Source organism: Moorena sp. SIO4A1, assembly GCF_010672065.1.
Classification (GTDB): Bacteria; Cyanobacteriota; Cyanobacteriia; order Cyanobacteriales; family Coleofasciculaceae; genus Moorena.
In genome coordinates this window covers 1-3,327 of sequence record NZ_JAAHHX010000196.1, presented here as the reverse complement: position 1 = coordinate 3,327, position 3,327 = coordinate 1, and the positions used below count along the sequence as shown (strand labels likewise).

Below are 3,327 nucleotides of genomic sequence, written 5' to 3'. Positions count from 1 at the left end.
GAAAGGGACTGATTCCATCTGTTTGTAGTGTCCTTCATTCCAGAAGAGTTGTCTAGTCCTATCACTGACTATGTTAAATACCTATTTTGTCAAGTACAATTTATACAAAATAGCTGCAATTACCCTGGTATCATTAGGCTTAAACATACTCCTTAAAAGACAGTTTACACAGGGAAACCAAATTTTTTCCACACCTAAGTTTTCCTGTCTCAAAAAACGCCGTAATTTCTGCCGACGACTTTCAAACAAAATTGGTAATGGCAGTGCCGTGGGCTTTCCACTCTAACTTCACTTGTTTAAATAATTGAAGACTTGCTACCACTAGACTTAGTAATAGATAAGTACTGCGGTTGAGTTCCTTTACCAGGATTTATTGGTATTCTTTTGCTATCATTTTCCTTAGATAGGTCGGCTTTGCTATATTTGACCTATCTTTTTTTTTATCTGATGGCTGTATCTTATGCTACATCTAGCTTTCCCCTACCTCTGTCACCCTGCCAGCTACATAAGACAATTTATTTTTCTCTAATGTTCTAATAAACTGGCTACTTTCACCCTAGAGACTATCCGCTAATACTAGTTCTATAGTTAATCCTTCCTCTACTAATTCTTCTAGGATTTCTGAGGCTAACTCTATTTTATTTTTGTACTTATCTTCCTGTTTTAATGTTCCTCTTGGTTTGAAGATTTTGCCTACCAAGGGAAATGTTATATTTTGGGACACGACCTGAGCATTAACTGACACTATCCCATTATCTACTTTTCCGATACTTCCTAGATATTGCCGCGCTACATAGTCCGTTTTTTTTCCTTTCTTTCTATCCCCGGTTTCATCTATTATGACTGTAATTGCTTGTTCTTTTAATTTTTCTTTGATTTTCCTTAATCTTCCCTTCTTTAGTTCCCTGACTGACCAAGGTGAATTGGCGATGAAGTGATGTAGTGACTGGGCTGATTTTATCCCTACTACTTTGCGGTGCGACCCGTGGCGAATTTAATTCGCCTACGGAAAGCGCACCGGAGCTATTTCTGGTAAGGATTTTCTCTTTATTGCTGAGACTATTCCTAAGTGTAAATATTTGAAGCATTCATAGTTCCTTACTTCTTTGAATAGGTCTTTATAGGTCTGACAATATTCATCTATTATTGATACTGTTGCCTGGGGATCCCTGGCTAAATGTTTGAGGATTTGTTCCTCTACATCCATTGCTGTGCCTACCTTGTAGAGTTTCTTTTTTTTCTTTCTCTACTTATTATAACCGGAGAGTGACAGAAGAGGGATAAAGGAAGCCAAAGCTGCTAAACAGAATGCTAAGGATCACGGATATCAGGAAGAGTTAGATAAGTGGGTCACAATTGTGGATAAATTCGAGATACAGCGAAAGCGTTTAGAGTCTTTGAGTAAGGAGGATTTTCCTTTTGGTCATCCTTTCTATTGGGCTGGTTTTGTTTCGCAAGGAATTTAGAATGGAGAATGAAGAATGAAGAATTTAGAATTTAGAATTTAGAATTTAGAATTAAGAGTTTAGTTTTGTAGGGTGGGCAAGGGGAAATAAATTGGTTGGAGGGCTTGGGTTGAGGAATTACCTTGCCCACCAGGATTAACGGTGGCGAGCTTGGCTTTTTGGTGGGCAAAAGTCCTAGAGTTTTTCCTACAGGTGATCTGTGTACACTTTTTGCCCACCCTACAATATCTTACTTTTTGGTGGGCAAAAGTTCTAGAGTTTTCCCTACAGGTGATCTGTGTACACTTTTTGCCCACCCTACAGGATCTCTAAATTCTAAATTCTAAATTCTAAATTATGACTAACCTTCAACCTGCTAACCTTCAACCTGCTAACCAAAAAAAAGTAGCCGCAGAAATACTTTCCACGGCTAGAATTTTTAGACTATGCACTCAATTTTATCAGCTATCCAATCCTGATCGGATGTGATTAGCCTTTGGCAAGGGGGGGAAACCCCCCCAGAAATTTAAGGTGTTAACGCCAAATCCAATATCTGGTGATCATCGTAATATATTCGTCTGGAGTTCCAGTGGGCTGAAGAGGACCCCATTCGGAAATTTGGATGTAGCCGAGGGCATTCAGAATATATGCGGTATGGGTGATTTGCTGGCGAGACCCTTTCAAAATGTACGGAACAATGAATCCGTTTGAATTATTGTTTGAATTGGGCTGAGAGTTTTGAGTCATAGTCGAAAAATTGTTTTTGAATTTTATAATTATAATTATAATGATTATAATTTAAGTGGTCAAGGAAAATTAAGAATTATAGCAATCGAAGTATAGATTAGGACGTTAACTGAACAGCTAAATCAACTCTCTCTCTAAAATCTTCGATAGTACCTTTTGATTTTCTAACCCGATTTTTAATCGGAAACCAATAATGTTCTATTTTATTTAAATCAGGAGAATAGGGGGGCAAATAGTAAAGTTCACAATCCGCTGCTTCAACTAATTCTCTAATTCTTTCTCCTTTGTGGAAGGTGGCATTGTCTAAAATTATAATTTGCCCTGGATTTAATTCAGGAATCAATTTATCTTTAAGCCATGTCTCAAATACTGAACGATTACAAGAACCCTCAAAAGTCAGTGGCGCTATCAGTTTTCCTTCAAGCAAACCACTCATAATACTGACTCTTACACTTCTTTTTCCTGATTTTAAGTCAGAAAATCTTTTTCCTTTTTCATTCCAGCCATAACCATAGTCTTCACGATTATCCATTCCTGATTCATCTATATAAACTAACTGTTCCGGCTTCTTTTGACTAATTTTTTCTCGAAACTCTCGCCTTTTTTCTTCATCTCTTTCTCGATAACCGTAAGTTTTTTTTTCGGGTATAACCAATTTTTTTTAAGCCAAAACCTATAGTCCTATCACTAATCTTTTCTGACCACGCTTCTGCCATTTCCTTCTGAGTTGAGCTACCATGAGCACGGGACTTACTCCCGAAATTTATCCTGCGTCAGCTATTTTCGGATTATATCCCTTTTGATAACCCTCTTTTGCCCTATAATCTCCTGTTTCCTTTCTCTTTTTTAACCAGAGGTCAATTGTATTTCGGCTAATTTTAAAGAGACGACTAGCTTCAGTTTTTCCCATGCCATCGTCAATAGCGCCCATGACTTTTGTTCTTAAATCGTAACTGTAAGGAACTGCCATTTAATTAATTTATTAACAATCTTTGACTTTCTGACTAGTGGGACTTTAGCGCAAATTATAAACAAAAATCGTGCTACTCTATATAGAGTATGCTTTTTAGGTTCGTATTCTTCTCCACTCAATCCGATGAAAGAAACCGTTTCCACAGCAATGCCCCCCTGCTTT

At 37.5% G+C, this 3,327-nt stretch carries 3 protein-coding genes and 2 pseudogenes; 2 read left to right on the top strand and 3 right to left on the bottom strand.

Going from position 1 to position 3,327, the window contains the following annotated elements; genetic code table 11:
* Nucleotides 1–559 precede the first annotated feature (559 nt).
* Nucleotides 560–1,207, bottom strand: a pseudogene (locus F6K53_RS36030) (transposase); the annotation flags it as partial.
* Nucleotides 1,208–1,607: 400 nt separating this feature from the next.
* Here F6K53_RS36030 and F6K53_RS36025 point away from each other — a divergent pair.
* Nucleotides 1,608–1,778: a hypothetical protein gene (locus F6K53_RS36025; RefSeq protein WP_293030628.1), complete on the top strand. Its 171-nt coding sequence runs from the start codon at nucleotides 1,608–1,610 to the stop codon at nucleotides 1,776–1,778.
* Between the two features lie 24 nt (nucleotides 1,779–1,802).
* A complete protein-coding gene (locus F6K53_RS36020; RefSeq protein ID WP_293030625.1) occupies nucleotides 1,803–1,934 on the top strand; it encodes a hypothetical protein in 132 nt (43 codons plus the stop codon).
* Between the two features lie 355 nt (nucleotides 1,935–2,289).
* Here the strand turns inward: F6K53_RS36020 and F6K53_RS36010 are convergent.
* Nucleotides 2,290–3,162 (bottom strand): annotated as a pseudogene (locus tag F6K53_RS36010) (IS630 family transposase).
* Nucleotides 3,135–3,327: hypothetical protein (locus F6K53_RS36005; RefSeq protein ID WP_293030619.1), on the bottom strand; the 193-nt coding region annotated here is incomplete at its 5' end. The gene F6K53_RS36005 and the pseudogene F6K53_RS36010, both read right to left, overlap by 28 nt.